This window comes from Pseudomonas sp. FSL W7-0098 (assembly GCF_005930585.1).
GTDB lineage: Bacteria > Pseudomonadota > Gammaproteobacteria > Pseudomonadales > Pseudomonadaceae > Aquipseudomonas > Aquipseudomonas bubulae.
This window is the reverse complement of record NZ_RXHW01000006.1, coordinates 101,023-122,274: the sequence shown is the minus strand read 5'-3', so window position 1 is coordinate 122,274 and position 21,252 is coordinate 101,023. Positions and strand designations below refer to the sequence as shown.

Annotated in this window: 19 protein-coding genes and 1 pseudogene; 14 read left to right on the top strand and 6 right to left on the bottom strand. The window is 57.4% G+C overall.

Features of this window, described 5'->3' with window-relative positions; translation table 11 throughout:
• Window positions 1-75: 75 nt before the first annotated feature.
• Entirely contained in the window at window positions 76-1,257 is a 1,182-nt protein-coding gene (gene purT / locus FHL07_RS13030; RefSeq protein WP_138738576.1) for a formate-dependent phosphoribosylglycinamide formyltransferase, read from the top strand.
• A 108-nt stretch (window positions 1,258-1,365) separates the two neighbouring features.
• Here the strand turns inward: purT and FHL07_RS13025 are convergent, their stop codons facing one another.
• From FHL07_RS13025 to FHL07_RS13015, 3 genes and pseudogenes are all read right to left on the bottom strand, one after another.
• A complete protein-coding gene (locus tag FHL07_RS13025; RefSeq protein ID WP_095001248.1) occupies window positions 1,366-2,682 on the bottom strand; it encodes an MFS transporter in 1,317 nt (438 codons plus the stop codon).
• Window positions 2,683-2,939: 257 nt separating this feature from the next.
• Window positions 2,940-3,644, bottom strand: a pseudogene (locus FHL07_RS13020) (transporter associated domain-containing protein); the annotation flags it as partial.
• Between the two features lie 186 nt (window positions 3,645-3,830).
• Complete coding sequence (locus FHL07_RS13015; protein WP_095001249.1) at window positions 3,831-4,643, bottom strand: cytochrome C assembly family protein; 813 nt, start codon at window positions 4,641-4,643, stop codon at window positions 3,831-3,833.
• 208 nt (window positions 4,644-4,851) lie between these two features.
• Between FHL07_RS13015 and ffh the strand changes: the two genes are divergently transcribed.
• From ffh to FHL07_RS12985, 6 genes are all read left to right on the top strand, one after another.
• Window positions 4,852-6,228: a signal recognition particle protein gene (gene ffh / locus FHL07_RS13010; protein ID WP_095001250.1), complete on the top strand. Its 1,377-nt coding sequence runs from the start codon at window positions 4,852-4,854 to the stop codon at window positions 6,226-6,228.
• Between the two features lie 249 nt (window positions 6,229-6,477).
• Window positions 6,478-6,729, top strand: a complete 252-nt coding sequence (rpsP, locus tag FHL07_RS13005) for a 30S ribosomal protein S16 (protein ID WP_095001251.1) — start codon at window positions 6,478-6,480, stop codon at window positions 6,727-6,729.
• A 5-nt stretch (window positions 6,730-6,734) separates the two neighbouring features.
• Window positions 6,735-7,274: a ribosome maturation factor RimM gene (gene rimM, locus FHL07_RS13000; protein ID WP_048363294.1), complete on the top strand. Its 540-nt coding sequence runs from the start codon at window positions 6,735-6,737 to the stop codon at window positions 7,272-7,274.
• Window positions 7,275-7,276: 2 nt separating this feature from the next.
• Window positions 7,277-8,029 (top strand): tRNA (guanosine(37)-N1)-methyltransferase TrmD, encoded by a 753-nt coding sequence (gene trmD / locus FHL07_RS12995; protein WP_003440270.1) that lies wholly within the window; start codon window positions 7,277-7,279, stop codon window positions 8,027-8,029.
• Between the two features lie 45 nt (window positions 8,030-8,074).
• Window positions 8,075-8,425, top strand: a complete 351-nt coding sequence (gene rplS, locus FHL07_RS12990; protein ID WP_003440273.1) for a 50S ribosomal protein L19 — start codon at window positions 8,075-8,077, stop codon at window positions 8,423-8,425.
• A gap of 97 nt (window positions 8,426-8,522) precedes the next feature.
• A complete protein-coding gene (locus FHL07_RS12985; RefSeq protein WP_095001252.1) occupies window positions 8,523-8,936 on the top strand; it encodes an acyl-CoA thioesterase in 414 nt (137 codons plus the stop codon).
• Between the two features lie 6 nt (window positions 8,937-8,942).
• Here the strand turns inward: FHL07_RS12985 and FHL07_RS12980 are convergent, their stop codons facing one another.
• Entirely contained in the window at window positions 8,943-10,739 is a 1,797-nt protein-coding gene (locus FHL07_RS12980; RefSeq protein WP_095001253.1) for a cation:proton antiporter, read from the bottom strand.
• 120 nt (window positions 10,740-10,859) lie between these two features.
• Here FHL07_RS12980 and xerD point away from each other — a divergent pair, with 120 nt between their 5' ends.
• The 6 genes from xerD to FHL07_RS12950 all read left to right on the top strand — a co-directional run bounded on the left by xerD (window position 10,860) and on the right by FHL07_RS12950 (window position 18,334).
• Window positions 10,860-11,756 (top strand): site-specific tyrosine recombinase XerD, encoded by an 897-nt coding sequence (gene xerD / locus FHL07_RS12975; RefSeq protein WP_095026616.1) that lies wholly within the window; start codon window positions 10,860-10,862, stop codon window positions 11,754-11,756.
• 122 nt (window positions 11,757-11,878) lie between these two features.
• A complete protein-coding gene (locus tag FHL07_RS12970; RefSeq protein WP_095001255.1) occupies window positions 11,879-12,610 on the top strand; it encodes a DsbC family protein in 732 nt (243 codons plus the stop codon).
• Between the two features lie 136 nt (window positions 12,611-12,746).
• Complete coding sequence (locus tag FHL07_RS12965) at window positions 12,747-14,051, top strand: homoserine dehydrogenase (protein ID WP_016781922.1); 1,305 nt, start codon at window positions 12,747-12,749, stop codon at window positions 14,049-14,051.
• A 105-nt stretch (window positions 14,052-14,156) separates the two neighbouring features.
• A complete protein-coding gene (thrC, locus tag FHL07_RS12960) occupies window positions 14,157-15,566 on the top strand; it encodes a threonine synthase (RefSeq protein WP_138738575.1) in 1,410 nt (469 codons plus the stop codon).
• 120 nt (window positions 15,567-15,686) lie between these two features.
• Window positions 15,687-17,783: a transporter substrate-binding domain-containing protein gene (locus FHL07_RS12955; RefSeq protein WP_138738574.1), complete on the top strand. Its 2,097-nt coding sequence runs from the start codon at window positions 15,687-15,689 to the stop codon at window positions 17,781-17,783.
• Between the two features lie 131 nt (window positions 17,784-17,914).
• Complete coding sequence (locus FHL07_RS12950) at window positions 17,915-18,334, top strand: response regulator (RefSeq protein ID WP_095001258.1); 420 nt, start codon at window positions 17,915-17,917, stop codon at window positions 18,332-18,334.
• Window positions 18,335-18,498: 164 nt separating this feature from the next.
• Here the strand turns inward: FHL07_RS12950 and FHL07_RS12945 are convergent, their stop codons facing one another.
• Together FHL07_RS12945 and FHL07_RS12940 are read right to left on the bottom strand one after the other, a co-directional pair.
• A complete protein-coding gene (locus tag FHL07_RS12945) occupies window positions 18,499-19,311 on the bottom strand; it encodes a TIGR02285 family protein (RefSeq protein WP_095001259.1) in 813 nt (270 codons plus the stop codon).
• 43 nt (window positions 19,312-19,354) lie between these two features.
• Window positions 19,355-20,554, bottom strand: coding sequence for a CaiB/BaiF CoA transferase family protein (locus FHL07_RS12940; protein WP_095018197.1), 1,200 nt, complete (start codon window positions 20,552-20,554; stop codon window positions 19,355-19,357).
• Between the two features lie 134 nt (window positions 20,555-20,688).
• Here FHL07_RS12940 and FHL07_RS12935 point away from each other — a divergent pair, with 134 nt between their 5' ends.
• Window positions 20,689-21,231 carry a YaeQ family protein gene (locus FHL07_RS12935; RefSeq protein ID WP_016781928.1) on the top strand — a complete coding sequence of 181 codons (543 nt, stop codon included), beginning with the start codon at window positions 20,689-20,691 and terminating at the stop codon, window positions 21,229-21,231.
• Window positions 21,232-21,252 lie beyond the last annotated feature (21 nt).

Sequence of the window (21,252 nt, the reverse complement as noted above, 5' to 3'; positions counted from 1 at the left end):
GCCGGCCTTTGTATCCCCCTGCAGGCGCTGGCTTGGTCAGTGCCTTCGATGATTTTGTTTCCTTGAGGACCTGAAATGACCCGTATCGGAACTCCACTGTCGCCCACTGCGACCCGCGTCATGTTGTGTGGCTGCGGTGAGCTGGGCAAAGAAGTTGTCATCGAATTGCAGCGCCTGGGGGTCGAAGTGATCGCCGTCGATCGCTACGCCAATGCACCTGCCATGCAGGTTGCCCATCGCAGCCATGTGATCAACATGCTTGACGGCGCCGCCCTGCGTGCCGTCATCGAAGCCGAAAAGCCGCATTTCATCGTTCCGGAAATCGAAGCCATCGCCACCGCCACCCTGGTGGAGCTGGAAGCTGAAGGTTTCACCGTTATTCCAACGGCGCGTGCCACGTCGTTGACCATGAACCGCGAAGGCATTCGTCGCCTGGCAGCCGAAGAGCTGGACCTGCCAACCTCGCCGTACCATTTTGCCGACACCTTTGAAGACTACAGCGCCGCCGTGCTGGATCTGGGTTTCCCGTGCGTGGTCAAGCCGGTGATGAGTTCGTCAGGCAAGGGCCAGAGCCTTCTGCGCAGCGCCGATGATGTAAAGGCTGCCTGGGACTACGCGCAAGAGGGTGGTCGTGCAGGGAAGGGTCGGGTCATCGTTGAAGGCTTTATCGACTTTGACTATGAAATCACCCTGCTGACCGTGCGCCATATTGGCGGTACCACGTTCTGCGCACCGGTTGGTCACCGACAGGAGAAGGGCGATTACCAGGAATCCTGGCAGCCGCAGGCAATGAGCCCGATTGCTCTGGCCGAGTCCGAGCGTGTCGCCAAGGCTGTTACTGAAGCGCTGGGTGGTCGTGGTCTGTTTGGCGTTGAGTTGTTTATCAAGGGCGATCAGGTGTGGTTCAGCGAAGTGTCGCCGCGCCCGCACGATACCGGCCTGGTGACATTGATTTCTCAGGATCTGTCGCAGTTCGCATTGCATGCTCGCGCCATTCTCGGCCTGCCGATTCCATTGATTCGTCAGTTCGGGCCATCGGCTTCGGCGGTGATTCTGGTGGAAGGCCAGTCGACCCGGACGGCATTCGCCAACCTGGGTGCTGCCCTGAGCGAACCGGACACCGCATTGCGCCTGTTCGGCAAGCCAGAGGTCAACGGCCAGCGTCGCATGGGCGTGGCCCTGGCTCGCGATGAGTCGATTGAAGCCGCTCGCGCCAAAGCGACCCGCGCGGCCAAGGCAGTAGTTGTAGAGCTGTAAAAACCATTGTGGGAGCGGGCTAGCTCGCGATTCAATTGCCCCGGTACATCTGATGTACCTAGGCGTTGCAATCGCGAGCAAGCCCGCTCCGACAGGTTAAGTGTTTCTTCAAGCCACCTTGTTCAGGTCAGCCTCTTTCGTTTCCTTCAGGCACAGCACGGCAATCAGGCTGAGAATCGCTGCGCCCGACACGTACCCGCCTACCCAGCTCAACCCCCCCATGCTCACCAGCTTTTGCGCAAAAAAAGGTGCAGCGGAAGCTCCGACAATGCCACCCAGATTGTAAGCCGCCGACGCGCCGGTATAGCGCACGCGGGTCGGGAACAGTTCAGGGAGCAGGGCACCCATCGGGGCAAAGGTCACGCCCATCAAAAACAGCTCGATGCACAGGAACAGCGCCACACCCCAGGTGGTGCCGTGGGTGAGCAGAGGCTCCATCAGAAAACCTGACAAGATCGCCAGCACGCCACCGACTATCAGCACCGGCTTGCGTCCATAACGGTCACTGGCCCAGGCCGACAGAGGTGTGGCCGCCGCCATGAACAGCACGGCAAAACACAGCAGGCCGAGGAAGGTTTCGCGGGTATAGCCCAGGGTGGCGACGCCATAGCTCAGGGAAAACACTGTCGAGATATAGAACAGTGCGTAACACACCACCATCGAAGCGGCGCCCAGCAGCATCGGTGCCCAGTATTGGCTGAAGAGTTCGACGATGGGCATTTTCACCCGCTCGTGCTGTGCTACGGCCTTGGCAAACACCGGTGTCTCTTCCAGCTTCAGGCGTACATACAGACCCACCATCACCAGCGCTGCGCTAAGCAGGAAGGGGATGCGCCAGCCCCAGGAGCGGAACTGCTCATCGCTCAGGCTCATGGCCAGAATCAGAAACAGGCCATTGGCCGCCAGAAAACCGATCGAAGGCCCCAGTTGCGGAAACATGCCATACCAGGCGCGCTTGCCCTTGGGGGCGTTCTCGGTGGCCAGCAATGCCGCGCCGCCCCATTCGCCACCCAGCCCCAGGCCCTGGCCGAAGCGCAGCACGCACAGCAGGATCGGGGCCCAGGCGCCGATTGTGGCGTAGCCCGGCAGCACCCCGATCAATGTGGTGCACACGCCCATCAGTAGCAGTGAGGCCACCAGGGTGGATTTGCGTCCGATGCGGTCACCGAAGTGGCCAAACAGGAATGAGCCCAGCGGGCGGGCGAGAAAGGCGATGCCGAAGGTCAGAAACGCCGACAGCATTTGTGCGGTACCGGATGTCTGCGGAAAAAATACCGGGCCTATCACCAGTGCAGCGGCGGTGGCATACACATAAAAGTCGTAGAACTCGATGGCCGTGCCAATAAAGCTGGCCGTGGCAACGCGGGTGGCGGAGTTGGCCGGCTTGTCGGGCGTAGCTTCGCTATAGGTTGTGCTGGAGGTCATGCGTATATCCCTGACAGTTATGAGCCCTGTGCCGATGTCCGCTTTGGCGGTGCGACATGGCGAGCAATTTTTATGGTCGTTGGCCCTGAGGGATAACAGGGTGCAAGCGCAGTTCAGGATGGGAACGTACGCAGGTACTGCGTCATACAACGCGCCGACAGCGCTGGGTGCGGGTAACACGCGTGTTGGCGAGGCTTGGGTAAGCGATGATGATTATAGGGAGGCCCGCTCAAATGTAACAAGACCTTGCGCGGCGATTAAACCGCGGGCTTGACGCTGTTGTGCCAGATCAGTACGCGGCTGACGCGGTTTTCTTCGGTCTGGAGGATCTCCAGGCGATAGCCGCCGATTTTCAGGCACACGGTGGTCTCGGGGATGGTTTCCAGCGCTTCGGTGACCAGGCCATTGAGGGTTTTCGGGCCGTCGCAGGGCAGGTGCCAGCCCAGGGCCTTGTTCAGCTCGCGAATGGAGGCTGCACCATCGACAACATAACGGCCGTCGGGCAGGGGGTCGATATGGGGGTTATCGATATTCTGCTCGTCTTCGAACTCGCCGACGATCTCTTCGAGGATGTCCTCAAGCGTCACGATGCCAAGCACTTCGCCGTATTCATCGACCACCACGCCCAGGCGGCGCTGCTGCTTGTGGAAGTTAAGCAGTTGCAGTTGCAGCGGGGTGCTTTCGGGGATGAAGTAAGGTTCGTGGCAAACGGCCAGCAGTGCCTCTTTGGTCAGGCTGGCGTCGGGCAGCATGTGCTGGATGTGGCGGGTATTGAGGATGGCTTCGACCTGGTTGATGTCGTTGTGAAACACCGGCAGGCGTGTGCGCGAGGTCTGGCGCAACTGCTCAATCAGGTCTTCGATCGGGTCGTCGAGGTTCAGGCCTTCGACTTCGTTGCGCGGGATCAGGATATCGTTGACCGTGATGTTGTCCAGCGCATGGATGCCTGATAGCAGGGCCGGGCGGCTGTTGGGCTGCTCGTCCTGTTGCTGGGGAGCCTCCTCTCGCAGCTGCTGGGCGTTGGTGCGCCTGGCGCGGGCACTGCTTTTGCCCAGTATAAAGCCGATAAATACAGCGGCTCCTGCGATCAATAGTGCCGAAATTGTCAGAATCGGCCCAGGGGGCAAGCTATCCATAATTATCGCCCGTCAGATATGCAGAATGTATTCACGAACCAGCTTGCTGCCAAAGTAGGCCAGCATCAGCAGGCAAAAACCGGCAAAGGTCCAGCGGATGGCCTTGTGACCGCGCCAGCCGAGGTGGTGACGGCCCCACAGCAACACGCTGAATACGATCCAGGCCAGGCAGGCCAGCAGGGTCTTGTGCACCAGGTGCTGGGCGAACAGGTTGCCCAGAAACAGCCAACCGGAAACCAGAGACAGCGAAAGCAGCGACCAGCCCGCCCAGAGAAAGCCGAACAGCAGGCTTTCCATGGTTTGCAGTGGCGGGAAGTTCTTGATCAGGCCCTTGGGATGCTTGTGCTTGAGCTGATAGTTCTGCAGCGACAGCAACAGCGCCTGGAACACCGCAATGGTGAACATGCCATAGGCCAGAATCGACAGCAGGATATGCGCGAGTATGCCTGGCTCTTCATTAATGACCTGAACCGTGCCGGGCGGGGCGAATTCGGACAGCAGTACTGTCAGCATGCCCAGCGGGTATAAAAGCAGCAGCAGGTTCTCTACCGGTATGCGGGCGCAGGCCGCCAGGGTCACGGTAATCACGGCCACGGCAATCAGGCTGGCTGCACTGAAGAAGTCCAGTTCAAGGCCTGCAGGCGTCATCAGGTGGGTGAACAGGCTGGCGGCGTGGGCAAGTACGGCAAGAATGCCGAGCGTCACCAACAGGCGTTTGTTTGCCTTTGCGCCCTGGCGCAGACAAGAGCCCTGATAGAAGGTCGCAGCGGCATACAAGCAGGCGGCGGCGAGGCTGGGTAGCAAACTGGGTGACAAGGGGAGCATAAATCCTGTTAGGCAAGCCCGAAAGGACTGAGTTTGGCATACAACCGCCTGTGCACGAAAGACCACATAAGCCGACGGCATGGTGTCGGACACGGCCAGTCTTCGCTATAATCCGCGACCTGCCCACGCCGCAGGCTCGCCGAGCATCAGTTTTACACGGGCTGGGCCGCAATAACCCCGGTCTACTTTGGGCCTGAAAGGATCGCGCATGTTTGAAAATTTAACCGACCGTCTTTCGCAGACGCTGCGCCATGTCACCGGCAAGGCCAAGCTGACCGAAGACAATATCAAAGACACCCTGCGTGAAGTACGCATGGCGTTGCTGGAAGCCGACGTGGCTTTGCCAGTGGTCAAAGACTTCGTCGCTGCGGTCAAAGAGCGCGCTGTCGGCACTGAAGTGTCGCGCAGCCTGACGCCGGGCCAGGCGTTTGTAAAAATTGTTCAGGCTGAACTTGAAAGCCTGATGGGCGCTGCCAACGAGGACCTGGTCCTTAATGTCACGCCGCCAGCCGTTGTATTGATGGCCGGTTTGCAGGGCGCTGGTAAAACCACGACTGCCGGCAAGCTGGCGCGCTTCCTTAAAGAGCGCAAAAAGAAAACCGTGATGGTGGTCTCGGCCGACGTTTATCGTCCGGCTGCGATCAAACAGCTCGAAACCCTGGCCAATGAAGTCGGCGTAACCTTCTTCCCGTCCGACCTGAGCCAGAAGCCGGTAGACATCGCTCGCGCCGCCATTGCGGAAGCCAAGCTGAAGTTCATCGACGTGGTCATCCTCGATACCGCAGGTCGCCTGCATATCGATGCCGAGATGATGACCGAGATCCAGGAGCTGCACGCGGCCGTCAAGCCGGCAGAAACCCTGTTTGTCGTCGACGCCATGACTGGCCAGGATGCGGCCAACACCGCCAAGGCGTTCGGTGATGCATTGCCGCTGACCGGGGTGATCCTGACCAAGGTCGACGGTGATGCCCGGGGTGGTGCGGCGTTGTCCGTGCGAGCCATTACCGGCAAGCCGATCAAGTTCATCGGTATGGGTGAGAAGAGCGATGCGCTCGAGCCGTTCCACCCGGATCGTATCGCTTCGCGCATCCTCGGCATGGGCGACGTGCTCAGCCTGATCGAGCAGGCCGAACAGACCCTCGATAAAGACAAAGCCGACAAACTGGCTAAAAAGCTTAAAAAAGGCAAAGGCTTCGATCTCGAAGACTTCCGTGACCAGCTGCAACAGATGAAGAACATGGGTGGCCTTGGCGGCCTCATGGACAAACTGCCGAACATGGGTGGTGTCAATCTGGCGCAAATGGGCAATGCCCAGGGCGCAGCTGAGAAACAGTTCAAGCAGATGGAAGCCATCATCAACTCCATGACCCCGGCCGAGCGCCGCGACCCTGAGCTGATCAGCGGTTCGCGCAAACGCCGGATTGCCATGGGCTCCGGCACTCAGGTGCAGGACATCGGCCGCTTGATCAAGCAGCACAAGCAGATGCAAAAGATGATGAAAAAATTCTCCACCAAAGGTGGGATGGCGAAAATGATGCGCGGCATGGGCTCGATGATGCCCGGCGGCGGCATGCCAAAAATGTAATTTACCCGCCCGGACGCTTGCGTCCGGGCAACTCGCAGCAATGCGAGACACCCGGCAAACCCGCACTGTGCGGGAGCTGACCTGTCACCATTCGTGGTGACCTAGTTGCAAGTCTGTACGGCATGCCGATAGGCGCCAGAAAAAGACATTTGCAAAAGTCCGGATATTCCTTAGAATATGCGGCCTTTCGGGCACCTATGCCCGCTGTGCCTTTAGATTTGCAGCACCGACTACAGGAACGATGTTCACATGCTAACAATCCGTCTTGCCCTTGGCGGCTCCAAAAAGCGCCCGTTTTACCACTTGACCGTTACCGACAGCCGTAACCCACGTGACGGTTCCCACAAGGAACAAATTGGTTTCTTCAACCCGGTTGCCCGTGGTCAGGAAATCCGTTTCTCCGTTAAAGAAGACCGCCTCGCCTACTGGCTGAGCGTTGGTGCTCAACTGTCTGAGCGTGTTGCTCAGCTGGTTAAAGAAAACGCTAAGGCTGCGGCCTGAGCAATATGAGCGTGACGCCTGAAACTGCTGATGATTTGATCGTTATCGGCAAAATCTACTCGATTCACGGCGTGCGCGGCGAAGTGAAGGTTTATTCCTTTACGGATCCAATTGATAACCTGTTGGACTACAAAAAACTGACGCTTCGGCGCGGTAATGATGTGCGACAGGCAGAGCTGGTCAGTGGCCGTTCTCATAACGGCAAGTTTCTGGTTGTAAAGCTCAAGGGTCTCGATGACCGTGATGAAGCTGGTCTTCTTCGTGAATTCGAAATCTGCGTGCCGCGTAACCTGTTTCCTGAACTGACCGACGGCGAGTACTACTGGTACCAGCTGCAGGGACTGAAAGTGACCAACCTTGAAGGGCAATTGCTCGGCAAGATTGTTGACCTGATGGAAACTGGCTCGAACGATGTCATGGAAGTCAAACCTTGCCCAGGTAGCCTGGATGATCGTGATCGCTTGTTGCCCTATACAGAGCAATGCGTGTTGAGCGTCGACCTTGCAGCTGGCGAGATGAAGGTGGATTGGGATGCGGACTTCTAAGCGTGGCTAAATTGCGCGTAGAAGTGATCAGTTTGTTTCCCGAAATGTTTTCCGCCATCAGCGACTACGGCATCACTAGTCGTGCGGTGAAACAAGGGCTCTTGCAGCTGACTTGTTGGAACCCGCGAGACTACACAACGGATCGGCATCACACTGTGGATGATCGCCCATTTGGCGGTGGTCCGGGCATGGTGATGAAGATCAAGCCTCTGGAAGATGCACTGGTTCAGGCCAGAGAAGCAGCCGGAGAGGCGGCGAAGGTGATTTACCTGTCGCCCCAAGGCCGTCAACTGAATCAGTCGGCGGTACGCGAGCTGGCGAATGAGGAAGCATTAATCCTTATTGCAGGTCGTTATGAAGGCATTGACGAGCGTTTTATAGACGCTTATGTCGATGAAGAGTGGTCAATTGGTGACTATGTACTCTCTGGTGGCGAGCTGCCGGCGATGGTTCTGATTGATGCGGTTACACGACTGCTGCCTGGAGCTTTAGGGCATGCGGACTCCGCGGAGGAAGATTCCTTCACGGATGGTCTGCTGGATTGCCCGCACTACACCCGACCGGAGGTGTATGCGGATCAGCGTGTTCCCGACGTATTGCTTAGTGGCAATCATGCACACATCCGGCGTTGGCGTTTACAGCAGTCCCTTGGGCGGACCTTTGAACGACGCGCCGATCTTCTGGAAAGCCGCTCGCTTTCTGGAGAAGAGAAGAAGCTGCTCGAGGAATACATCCGCGAGCGGGACGATAGTTAACAACGTATCGATGGTAGATCAGTTGATCTACCTTAGGAGCACAGCATGACTAACAAAATCATCCTTGCACTCGAAGCAGAGCAGATGACTAAAGAGATCCCTCCTTTTGCCCCGGGCGACACCATTGTCGTTCAGGTGAAAGTGAAGGAAGGCGATCGTTCGCGTCTGCAAGCTTTCGAAGGTGTAGTGATTGCCAAGCGTAACCGTGGCGTGAACAGTGCTTTCACTGTTCGTAAAATCTCCAACGGTGTTGGCGTAGAGCGTACTTTCCAGACCTACAGCCCGCAAATCGACAGCATGGCTGTTAAGCGTCGCGGTGACGTGCGTAAAGCCAAGCTGTACTACCTGCGCGACCTGTCGGGTAAAGCAGCTCGCATCAAGGAAAAACTGGCTTAAGTCCAGCTTCCCGATGCAGAAAAAAGCAGCCTTCGGGCTGCTTTTTTGTTGCCTGAGATTTGTCAGACCTTTGTCCAGTTGTAGGTAGTAAGAAAGCATGACTTCGCGTGAGCAAGAGATTCAACGCCGTACCGACCTCTCCGTTACCCGTATTACCAAAGCGGTATTCCCCTCTACCACCAATCACCACAACACCCTGTTTGGAGGCACCGCGCTGGCGTGGATGGACGAAGTTTCGTTTATTGCCGCAACGCGTTTTTGTCGTCTGCCGTTGGTGACTGTGTCCACGGACCGTATTGATTTCAACCATCCGATCGCGGCTGGCTCCATCGTTGAGCTGGTGGGGCGTGTGGTTAAAGTTGGCAACACCAGCCTCAAGGTTGAGGTCGAGGTGTATGTCGAAAGCATGAGCTGCGATGGTCGCGAACTGGCGATCCAGGGCTTGTTCAGCTTTGTCGCCATCGATGATGACAAGCGCCCGGTACCGGTGTTGCCAGGGTTTGCCTCGTAACAGCTGCTACGGGTGCCTGATCAACGCCAGCAGCGTCCAGCCGGAGCCTGGTTTCAATTCACTGTCAGGTGTCACTACATGCACCCAGCCAGTGTTGTCGCGGGCGAAGAGCAGGGTGACGCGCTTGCCATGCAGGGCCAGGTAGTCCGCCCAGGTGAAGTTGTCGGTCAGTGTGGTGCTGTACAGCTCGGCTCCCTGGCTCAACTCACTGGCGAGCTGACCGTAGGTCAGCGCCGGGTTGCCCAGGGCTTGACCGCGGTACTCGTGGCTGGCGCGATGCTTGTCAGTGCGGCGAATTTCCTGGCCATTGGTCAGTGTAAACAAGCGCTGCAGCCCGAACTCGTGATGAAAGCGTGCCGCTGCCAGGGTATTCAACTCGCCAGAGGGTGACAGTGCGAGCAAATGCCCCAGCCCCACCAGATCCAGGTGACTCTCGGCATGCTCTGAAGCCGGATTGCCAAAGTAAGTGGGCAAGTTGTCCATGCGCGCGGCGCGAATGTGTTCCCAGTTGGAATCGGTTAGCAGTACGCGGCTGCCCAGTTGCTGCAATGCCTTGCCAATAACCCGGGCCGGGCCATTGGCGCCAACGATCAAAAAACCGCTGGGGGCCGGCTCCGCCACTTTGAGCAGGCGGGCCAGGGGCCGTGCCGTCGCGCTTTGCAGCACCACCGTACCGATGATCACTGCAAAGGTCAGGGGCACCAGTAGCAGCGCGCCGTCATGGCCTGCTTCGTCCAGGCGGATCGCAAAAATTGCTGAAACGGCTGCCGCGACGATCCCGCGTGGGGCGATCCAGGCGAGCAAGGCGCGTTCGCGCCAGTTCAGTTTTGAGCCAAAGGTCGAAATCACCACGTTCAGCGGCCGGGCGATAAATTGAATAATCAGCAGCAACACCAGCACCACAGGCCCCAGGCCGATCATGGCGTTCAAGTCCAGGCGCGCCGCCAGCAGGATAAACAGCCCCGAGATCAGGAAGATGCTCAGGTTTTCCTTGAAGTGCAGGATGTTGCGTACATCCACCCCCTTCATATTGGCCATCCACATGCCCATCAAGGTGACCGCCAGCAGTCCGGACTCATGCATCACCGTATTGGCGCCAATAAATACGCCCAGCACTGCTGCCAGCGTGGCCAGGCTGTGCAGGTACTCCGGCAGCCATTGGCGGCGTACGATCTGCCCCATGATCCAGCCACCTACAATGCCGAACAAGCTGCCGCATACAATCACCCCGGCAAAGGTCAGCAGGCTGTGGCTCAGGCCTTCGCCCGTGGCGCTGGCGATGATAAAGCTGTAGACCACCACCGCCAGCAGCGCGCCAATCGGGTCGATGACAATGCCTTCCCAGCGCAGGATATTGGCAATCGATGCCTTGGGCCGTACTACGCGCAGCATCGGCACAATCACCGTAGGCCCGGTGACCAGTGTCAGCGTGCCGAACAGCAAGGCCAGAAGCCAGTCAAAGCCCAGTAGCCAATGGGTCGCCAGGGTGATCACGGCCCAGGTCGAGAGCGCACCGATAGTGACCAGCCGATGGACCACAGTGCCGATTTCGCGCCACTCGGACAAATGCAGGGTCAGGCTGCCTTCAAACAGAATCAGCGCCACCGCCAGTGAGACCAGCGGCATCAGCAGCGGGCCGAACAATTCTTGCGGGTCCAGCCAGCCCAATACCGGGCCGACCAGGATCCCGCTCAACAGCAGAAACAGGATGGCCGGCAGCTTCAGTCGCCAGGCCAGCCACTGTGAGCCCAGGGCAGCGATGCCGATGCCGCCGAAAGACAGCAAAATCTGTTGTTCGGTCATAAGGTCATCCTGTGAAAACTTGGGGTTTATGGCATCCGCCAGCCATGAAAGACTAGCGCTCACTTTTGCAGTTCACTTTATATTTGTGCGCAGCCTCCGGCCTGTGCGTTTCGAGAGCCAATGCCCGCTATAGACGACCCACTTATCGACCGTTTTCTGGATGCCCTGTGGCTGGAAAAAGGCTTGTCGGACAACACCCGCGGTGCTTATCGCAGTGACCTGGCCTTATTCAATGGCTGGTTGCAGGAGCGCGGTATCGCTGTGGCCAACGCCGGGCGCGAGTTGATCCTCGATCATCTCGCCTGGCGCCTGGAGCAGGGCTACAAGCCTCGCTCGACTGCGCGCTTGCTCTCAGGTTTGCGTGGCTTCTATCGTTATCTGCTGCGAGAAAACCTGATTGCCGTCGACCCTACCTTGCAGGTCGATATGCCGCAGTTGGGCAGGCCATTACCCAAGTCCCTGTCAGAGGCAGACGTAGAAGCGCTGCTCGCCGCCCCTGATCTGAGTGAGGCTATCGGCCAGCGTGATCGGGCCATGCTTGAAGTACTGTATGCCTGTGGCCTGCGCGTAACCGAATTGATCAGCCTGACTCTGGAGCAGGTCAACCTGCGCCAGGGTGTTTTGCGCGTGATGGGCAAGGGCAGCAAGGAACGCCTGGTGCCGATGGGGGAGGAGGCCATCGTCCGGGTCGAGCGCTACATGCGCGATGCCCGGCATGAGCTGCTGGGCGGTCGCCCCAGTGATGTGCTGTTTCCCAGTCAGCGCGGTGAACAGATGACCCGCCAGACCTTCTGGCATCGCATCAAGCATCAGGCCAGGGTGGCCGGGATCAACAAGTCGCTGTCGCCACATACCTTGCGCCATGCCTTCGCCACCCATTTGCTCAATCACGGCGCCGATTTGCGTGTGGTGCAAATGCTGCTGGGGCACAGCGACCTCTCGACGACGCAGATTTACACCCATGTTGCCCGTGCCCGACTGCAGGACCTGCATGCCCTCCATCACCCGCGTGGCTAGTCGGAGTCGGTCATGCAGGCCATCTGTGGTAGGCTTTGCCGGTTTAGAAAGCGCGCCGCCCAAACCCGTTGTTTCAGGACGGGTATCGGGGTTGGCAGCTTTGCCCGTCTTCAGGAGTTCCCATGCGTGTGATCCAGATTTTCGCCGCCGCAGCCATTGCGTTGGTCAGCACCTTCTCGTTCGCCGATACCGGCGCCGAACAAGCAATCCGCAAGAGCCTCGAAACCCTGCAACTGGATGTGCCGGTCGAGAGCATCAGTGCCAGCCCCATGGCCGGCCTGTATGAAGTCAAGCTCAAGGGCAGCCGCGTGCTGTATGCCAGTGCCGATGGCCAGTTCATCGTTCAGGGCTACATGTTCCAGCTCAAGGACGGCAAGCCGGTGAACCTGACCGAGCAGGCCGAACGTGTTGGCGTGGCCAAGTTGATTAATGGCATTCCGGTGGCAGAGACCGTCGTTTACCCTGCCATCGGCGAAACCAAGTCGCATATCACGGTATTTACCGACACCACTTGCCCGTATTGCCACAAATTGCATGCCGAAGTCCCGCAACTGAACAAGATGGGGATTGAAGTGCGCTATGTTGCGTTCCCGCGTCAGGGCCTCGGCTCACCGGGTGACCAGCAGCTGCAGGCGGTGTGGTGTTCCAAGGACAAAAAAACGGCGATGGACAAGATGACTGATGGTAAAACCGTCGAGGCGCCAAAATGCGCCAATCCGGTTGCCAAGCAGTTCGCCATGGGCCAGTCCATCGGCGTCAATGGCACGCCAGCCATCGTTTTGGCTGACGGTCAGGTGATTCCGGGGTATCAGCCAGCTGCGCAGGTTGGCAAGCTGGCACTCAGTGTTAAATAATCCAGTGTCGTCACGATAAGCCTGTGACGATCATGGCGGGGCAGTTCAGTTGCCCGGCCATTAATAGAGAACCGTGGCAATCCACGGTTGTTTTTCACGGCCGACCTTGAGTCGGCCGTTTTATGGGGAGTTCAGCGTGAATCCGGTCAAAGTAGGTATCTGTGGGCTCGGGACCGTCGGTGGCGGCACCTTCAACGTACTAAAGCGTAACGCCGAGGAGATTGCCCGCCGTGCCGGGCGTGGTATCCAGGTTGCGCAAATTGCAATGCGTACGCCAAACCCTCAGTGCGACATTACCGGTACCCCCATTACCAACGATGTATTCGCTGTTGCGACCAACCCTGAAATCGACATTGTTATCGAGCTGATTGGTGGTTACACCATCGCCCGTGAACTGGTGCTCAAGGCCATCGAAAACGGCAAGCATGTCGTGACCGCGAACAAGGCGCTGATTGCCGTTCACGGTAATGAAATCTTCGCCAAAGCCCAGGAAAAGGGCGTGATCGTGGCGTTCGAAGCGGCCGTTGCAGGCGGTATCCCGGTGATCAAGGCGATCCGTGAAGGTCTCTCGGCCAATCGTATCAACTGGGTGGCGGGCATCATCAACGGTACCGGTAACTTCATCCTCACCGAAATGCGCGAAAAAGGCCGTACGTTCGAAGACGTGCTGGCTGAAGCACAAGCGCTGGGTTATGCCGAGGCAGACCCGACGTTTGACGTTGAAGGTATCGATGCGGCGCACAAACTGACCATTCTGGCGTCGATTGCTTTCGGTATCCCGTTGCAGTTCGACAAGGCCTACACCGAAGGCATCACCAAGCTGACAACCGCTGATGTGAATTACGCAGAGGCGCTGGGTTATCGCATCAAGCATCTGGGTGTTGCACGCAGCACGGCCAACGGCATCGAGTTGCGGGTTCACCCGACGCTGATTCCGGCTGACCGCCTGATCGCCAACGTCAACGGTGTAATGAACGCAGTCATGGTCAACGGTGACGCTGCCGGTTCGACCCTGTTCTATGGTGCTGGCGCCGGTATGGAACCAACGGCTTCGTCCGTGGTTGCCGACCTGGTAGACGTGGTGCGTGCCATGACCAGCGACCCGGAAAACCGCGTACCGCACCTGGCCTTCCAGCCGGATCTGCTCTCCGACCATCCGATCCTGCCGATCGAAGCGTGCGAAAGCGCCTACTACCTGCGCATCCAGGCCAAAGATCACCCGGGCGTATTGGCCCAGGTGGCGAGCATCTTGTCCGAGCGCGGCATCAATATCGAATCGATCATGCAGAAAGAAGTCGAAGAGCATGACGGCCTGGTGCCAATGATCCTGTTGACCCATCGGGTAATTGAACAGCACATCAACGATGCCATTGCCGCGCTTGAAGCATTGCAGGGCGTTGTGGGTCCGGTCGTTCGCATCCGCGTTGAGCATCTTAATTAATTAAGAGCGGCAAGCGGCAGCGGCAAGCGGCAAGCAAGAGCACATCGGCTTTTACTTGTTGCCTGGCGCTAAACCGCTTGGCGCTCAAACCGAAGGTTTGAACCCATGCGCTATATCAGTACCCGTGGCCAGGCACCGGCCCTGAATTTTGAAGATGTGTTGCTGGCCGGTCTGGCCAGTGATGGCGGTTTGTATGTACCGGAAAACCTGCCGCGCTTTACCCAGGAAGAAATCGCTTCCTGGGCCGGTTTGCCTTACCACGAACTGGCCTTTCGGGTTATGCGCCCGTTCGTGACCGGCAGCATTCCGGATGCAGACTTCAAAAAGATTCTCGAAGAAACCTACGGCGCGTTTTCCCACGCAGCTGTAGCGCCACTGCGTCAGCTAAATGGCAATGAATGGGTACTTGAGCTGTTCCACGGTCCGACCCTGGCGTTCAAGGACTTTGCCCTGCAACTGCTCGGCCGCTTGCTCGACTACGTGCTGGCCAAGCGTGGCGAGCGTGTGGTGATTGTCGGCGCGACTTCCGGGGATACCGGTTCGGCGGCGATCGAAGGCTGCAAGCATTGCGAAAACGTCGACATCTTTATCCTGCACCCCAACAACCGAGTATCGGAAGTCCAGCGTCGGCAGATGACCACGCTGTTCGGTGACAACATTCATAACATCGCCATCGAAGGCAACTTCGATGACTGCCAGGAAATGGTCAAGGCCAGCTTCGCCGACCAGGGTTTCCTCAAGGGTACACGCCTGGTCGCCGTAAACTCGATCAACTGGGCGCGGATCATGGCCCAGATCGTTTACTACTTCCATGCCTCCCTGCAACTGGGCGGGCCACACCGTTCCGTGTCGTTCTCGGTGCCTACCGGCAACTTCGGCGACATCTTTGCGGGCTACCTGGCACGCAACATGGGCCTGCCGATCAACCAGCTGATCGTTGCCACCAACCGCAACGACATCCTGCACCGCTTCATGAGCGGCAATCAGTACGCCAAGGACACCTTGCACGCGACTCTGTCGCCGTCGATGGACATCATGGTGTCGTCGAACTTCGAGCGCTTGCTGTTCGACCTTCATGGTCGCGATGGCGCAGCCGTTGCCGGTCTGATGGATACCTTCAAGCAAACCGGTAATTTCAGCGTTGATGAAGATCGCTGGACCGAAGCGCGTCGTCTGTTTGATTCGCTGGCGGTTGATGATGAGCAAACCTGCGAAACCATCGCTCAGGTATTTGTCGAAAGCGGCGAAGTGCTCGATCCGCACACCGCTATCGGTGTGCGTGCGGCCCGTGAATGCCGTCGCAGTCTGGATATCCCGATGGTCATTCTGGGCACGGCACATCCGGTCAAGTTCCCTGAAGCGGTTGAAAAAGCCGGCATAGGAAAAGCGCTCGAACTGCCGTCTCACCTTTCTGACTTGTTTGAGCGAGAGGAGCGTTACACCGTACTGGCTAATGACCTCAAGGCTGTCCAGGGCTTTGTCAGCCAGCATGGCAACCGTGGCAAGCCGCTTTAACGGCATTCGTCTTACGTAATTTGAAGCCCGTCATCTGACGGGCTTTTTTATTGGTGCATGGCAAACTTGCCAGGTCTTCGCCCCTTCTGTGCTGGCGAATACCCGGTCAAGGATGCTGTCATGTCACGTATTCACCAGACATTTGAATCATGGATGCGCATAGTGCTGGGCATGGCCTTGTTGAGCCTGGCCCTGCCGGTGATGGGCGCTTCCGGAACGCCTTTCAGGCTCGCAACACGCTTTGTCGATATCCAGCCTCTGCAACTGGATGCCCCGGAGCGGCAATGGCTGGCCAATCATGGAACGCTACGGGTTGGTATCGCCATCGGTGATTACGAACCGGTCGACATCACCGACGACCGCAATAACTATCAGGGCATCAGCGCAGATTACCTGAGCATCGTTCGAGACACGTTGGGCGTGCCTGTTGAAGTCCTGGGCTACAGGCGTCGTGATCAGGCCGTTGCAGAGCTGCTGGCCGGCAATATCGATATCCTGGCCAGCGCCAGCGGGTTTGAGCGAGGGATTGAGGGTGTAGCTTTTTCCCGGGAGTACATGACTGATCGACTGGTTATCGTTTGTCGCTCATGTGAGGAAGAGCCGGTCAAAAACTGGGTCGGGAAAAAAATCGGTTTTATGGAGGGCTACGTCGATATTCATACCGCCCAGGCGTTTTACCCTGACAGTGAAATCACCACCATCAGTGACCTGCATAATGCAATGGACGCGCTGGTTGAGGGGGATATCGACGGGTTTATCGGCAATGAACTTATCGTGCAGTCATTCAAAAGTGTCCGGCCTCATTCGGGGGTGCGCATTATCGGTGATAGCGCCTTGCCATCCTCCGGTTTTGCATTTGCTACACGCCTCTCTGACCCCGAACTTGGGTTGCTGATCAACCGCGCGCTGGGCAGCCTTGATGACAATACATCGCGCATGGTGCTTTCACGCTGGATCATCGGGCTTGAAGGGCACGCTGTTCAATCGCATATCAACCTGCTGCCTGGCGAGCTTGAGTGGATCCAGCGCAATCCGGTTGTAGCCCTGGCGACCCAGCAGTTCCCCTTGTACGCATTCAAGACCGGGGACGGTCGTTGGGTAGGGCTGAGTGTGGATATTCTGGCGCGAATTTCTCGCATGACCGGGTTGCAGTTTGTACATAAAGAAGCGTTTTCAACGGTACAAATCCTCGACATGCTCAAAAGTGGCGAGGCACTGATGAACTCAAGCCTCTCCAGAAGTCGTGAGCGCAAAGCTTTTTTGAACTTCACCTATTCCTACGGTGGGGCACCCTGGGTGTTTGTTGTACGAGTCAATGATTCCCGGCTGGGTTCATTGGACGAACTGGCCGGCAAGGTTCTGGCGCTTCCAGCCAGGCACGCCCTCGAAGACTTGATTCGACGTGAATACCCCGCAATCACCTTGCATCTGGTTGATACCTACGCCCAGGCACGTCACGCGGTCGCCAATGGCGAGGCAGATGCGACGATACAAACAGAGACACAGGCTCATCTTTACCCACCGGGGCGCCTCAAGGTCGGACGCAGTGTTGACGGGCAATGGGCTGCCGCCAGCTTTTCGGTCCCTGTTCTATACCCGGAGCTTTTCAGCATCATGAACAAGGCGTTGGAAGCCATGCCCATGGCCGAGATTCGGGCGCTGAGAACCAAGTGGCTGGGGGGGGTGGGCAAACCGCTGATCATCGAGAGTGGCCTGTATCACTCAGCCCGTCTTTATTGGGCGATAGCGGTCTTGATTGCGGCCGGGCTTATGTTGTTTGTGTACAACTGGTTTCTGCGCAGGCAACTGATTATTGCGCGTCAATCCGAGAAAACCCTGAATGAGCAGTTGGGGCTCAGTCACCGCTTTCTGGATGGCATTCCCAGCCCGATTTTCGTGGTTGGCCTGGAGGGAGAGCTGATTACCTGCAATCAAAGCTATGAGCAGCGTTTATCTGTCCAGTTGGGACGGATTCGCGGGTTGAAGGTGACTGATGTTGATTTGTTTTCGAAGGAGCTGGCCGAGAAGCTCCAGCGGGAAATAATGGGCATGATTCAAAGCCGCAAACCCTGTTACCAAAAACGTTGGGTGGAGTTTAAGTCCGGAGGCATGGAAATCTATCAGTGGGTTGTTCCGTTTTATTCAGAGACTGGGCGTCTGGAGGGGCTGGTAGGAGGATGGTTCGACAAATCTGAAGCTAAAAAGTGGGATCAGTAAGCTGGTTTGATCCAGTAAATGAAAGGCGTTGTGGATTCCTATGGTATTTACAGATATGTCCTATGTGTATTGAGTGTTGAGCCCACTAAGGTTTACCTCCTCTGTAGCGCTAGGTTTATGCCTGAAGGCCCATGATGCGATCTTTAAAAGTATTGATTCTTGAAGACAACCCGTTTCAATTAATGGTGTTGCATCAGATGTTGAACGCCTTCCGCATTTTTGACGTGTTGACGGCCGAAAGCGTTGATTGCGCCCGCGAGTCCTTGCTCAGGCGCGGTGCCATAGACGTGGCCATTTGTGATTTGTATATGGAAGGGGCATCAGGGCAGGAGCTGATCAGCGAGTTGGCCCTTGAACGCAAAGCTGCAGCGTTGATCATTTTGAGTGCTGCTGCACCTCCGGTGGTCGAGAGGGCGGCCAGAGTGGCCCGCAGTCAAGGTCTCAGGGTGCTGGGGTGTTTGTCAAAACCCGTGACCATAGGGGCGCTGGGGCAATTGTTGGGTGCCTTCGAGCTACAGCAGATAAGTGCTGATGGCGCGAATGCAGATTAATTGCCAGTACTGGGGGAACTTCCAGCAGGTTTGGTTTGTCAGATTTTTCATCAGCAGGAGCAAGTTTATTGCTCCGATACTTGTAGCCTGTTGAGCGGGTTATCATGACCCTGTTAAACCCCGAGCAGCCTCCCCACTGCTCGGGGTTTTTTTATGCGTACGTGTCATTGCTCATCCAGGTAAGACAGGGATGGCGAGCCCAATGTGGTGAGTATCGAATTGACCCTGCGAATGACCTCACGTCCTTGCGCAGTGTCCGAGCAGCCAACGTAAATCGACTGATATTCCGGGGCGCCCTGGATCGGATAAAACAGCAGTTCGTCGGATGACAAACCTTGCTGACTGGCCTTGGCCTGGATTTCTGGCCAGTAGCCCAATAGCGTCGGCATACGGCCTGCATGTTGCATTTGCAGCAGGCTGCCCAACGGATCGTTACCGTAATGCATGACAATCTGGCCTGGCGGGCTCAGCTTCAGCTGGCTATCAATCAATACTCCGTAGCTGCGTTTGGCAATGACTCCAAGCTTGAGGGTTTGCGCCTTGAGCAGCCCCGGCAGGTCTACCTTGTCGTCATGGACAAAGGGTTCGATCAAATGCTGATTCTCACGCAGTATGGCCATGCCATTGCTGTGCATGATCGCAACGGGCTCGGAGTAAACGATCGAGAGGGCGCGGGCGGGATTCCAGATCAGCGCCGGATCGCAGGTCAGCGAGGGTTCTTCAAGCATCTGCAGGGCCCGAGCCCGGTTAACCCGCATTATCACGTGCTGGTATTGCGGCATGCCTGCGATCAGGGCTGGCATCACCTGGTCGACTATCCCCTTACCTTTTTGCGGGCCATGAAACACCGTTAACGGTGGCAGGTCGCGCAACAACCAGATGAGTGTGGGTGCTGCCTGACTGCCAGGGGCCCAGGCCAGAAACAATGCGGTGATCAGGCCTGCCCAAAGTCTTCGCAAGGTCGAACGCTGGGTCATGCTGCTGATCTCCTTGGGTGGCCACTAAAAATGGGCAACACGCCTAGATGGCGCCCGCTTGCTTGAGGTTGGCGATTGCTGCAGCGTCGTAACCCAGGCTGTTCAACACCTCGATGTTATGTGCACCCAGTTCGGGGCCTACCCAATCTGCCGTGCCCGGAGTATCGGAGAGCCTTGGCACGATACCGGGCATCTTGAAGTCTTTACCGTCAGGCAGTTTGGCCTGCAGGAACATTTCACGGGCCAGAAACTGTGGATCGCTGAACATGTCTTCTGCCGAGAAAATACGGCTGGCAGGCACCTGCGCTGCGCCCAGTTGTTCAAGTACCGTGGCCAGCGGCAGCGAGCCGACCCAGCGGTCAATCACGCCATACAGTTCGTCACGGCGTGCGTCACGACCATCGTTGTGTGCAAGCTCCGGGTCGTTGGCCAGATCGTCGCGCCCGATAATCTGCATAAAGCGCTTGAAAATGGCGTCGCCATTGGCGCCGATCTGTACGTGCTTGCCGTCCAGGCTGGTATGGATGGAAGAGGGCGTAATTCCCGGCATGATATTGCCGGTACGTTCACGGATGAAACCGAACACATCGAACTCGGGCACCATGCTTTCCATCATGGCAAAAATCGCTTCGTAGAGCGCCACGTCTACCACCTGGCCCTGGCCGCCGTTGACCTCGCGATGACGCAAAGCCATAAGGGCACCGATCACACCCCACAGCGCGGCAATCGAGTCGCCAATCGAGATGCCTGTGCGCACTGGCGGACGATCTTCGAAACCGGTGATATAACGCAGCCCGCCCATGGATTCGCCGACCGCACCAAACCCCGGCTGATCTTTCATCGGGCCGGTCTGGCCAAAGCCGGACAGGCGCACCATCACCAGCTTGGGGTTCAGTGCATGCAGCACATCCCAACCCAGTCCGAGTTTCTCCAGAACCCCGGGGCGAAAGTTTTCGATCAGAATATCGGCGTCTGTCAGCAGCTCCTTGAGAATGCTCAGACCGTCGGGGTGTTTTAGATTCAGGGTCAGGGATTTTTTGTTGCGCGCCTGGACGAACCACCATAGCGATGTGCCTTCATACAGCTTGCGCCATTTTCGCAGCGGGTCGCCGCCGTCAGGAGATTCGACCTTGATCACCTGGGCGCCAAACTCGGCGCAAATGCGCGATGCAAATGGCCCGGCGATCAGGGTACCCAATTCAACAACTTTAAGGCCTGAAAGGGGTTTGGTGGCGAGCGGCATGTGGAATCCTTGTCCAAGGGCGAGCGAGTACAGCCTTTTAACATAGCTGGCGGCTGGCAAGAAGCTGGCCGATTCGTTCAAACACGGTGTATCGGTTAGACTTGTCGCCTTTCTCCGTATCAAGAAGCCCGTTCATGGCACAGCCGTCCACGACCTACAAGTTTGAACTCAACCTTACCGATCTCGATCGCGGGGTCTATGAAAGCGTCAAGCAGACCATCGCCCGCCACCCTTCGGAGACCGAAGAACGCATGACTGTGCGCCTTCTGGCCTACGCTTTTTGGTACAACGAGCAGCTGTCTTTTGGTCGAGGCCTGTCAGATGTAGACGAACCGGCCCTGTGGGAAAAAAGCCTGGATGACCGTGTTCTGCACTGGATCGAAGTCGGACAGCCCGATGCCGACCGTCTGACCTGGTGCTCGCGCCGTACCGAGCGCACCAGCCTGCTGGCGTATGGCAGCTTGCGTGTGTGGGAAGGGAAGGTGATTCCTGCAATCAAGAACCTGAAGAACGTCAATATCGCAGCCGTTCCGCAAGAGATTCTTGAGGTGCTGGCCAAAGATATGCCACGGGTTATCAAGTGGGACGTGATGATCAGCGAGGGTACGATTTTCGTGACAGATGATCGCGGCCAGCACGAAGTGCAACTGCAGTGGCTGCAAGGCGAACGCGGCTAAGTTCCAACCCTTTTTTACGCT